Source organism: Anoxybacillus sp. LAT27 (assembly GCF_022030075.1).
In the GTDB taxonomy this organism is placed as follows: Bacteria; Bacillota; Bacilli; order Bacillales; family Anoxybacillaceae; genus Anoxybacillus; species Anoxybacillus kestanbolensis.
The window spans coordinates 1-303 of the sequence record NZ_JAIWYK010000104.1; the positions used below are offsets into that span (position 1 = coordinate 1).

The following is a 303-nucleotide window of genomic DNA, read 5'->3' on the forward strand; positions in this document are numbered from 1 at the left end:
GCGAAGACGGCGTCAATCGGCGGTTCGATGCCGGCTGCCCGGGAAATGACCACCAACTGCGAGCGGGCAAACAAGAGTTCTGTTCCCTCCCGCGTCAGCCGGGCGCCGATATCGAGGGCGAAGTCGACCGAACCGAACGCCAGCCGCTTCACCCGGGGGCTTGCCGAGGCGATGTCGTAGGCGTGGTAGAGACCGGCCGCCGTTTCGATAAGGGGTACGATCTCCGTCGAGCCGCACGGCAGATTCAAGTGATGCTCAAGCTGCGTCAGGTGGGCGTCCGCAGCGAGAATCTGCTGACGGTTT

At 64.0% G+C, this 303-nt stretch carries 1 protein-coding gene; it reads right to left on the minus strand.

Features of this window, described 5'->3' with window-relative positions; translation table 11 throughout:
* Positions 1-303: aldolase/citrate lyase family protein (locus LD028_RS08705; RefSeq protein WP_237811578.1), on the minus strand; the 303-nt coding region annotated here is incomplete at both ends.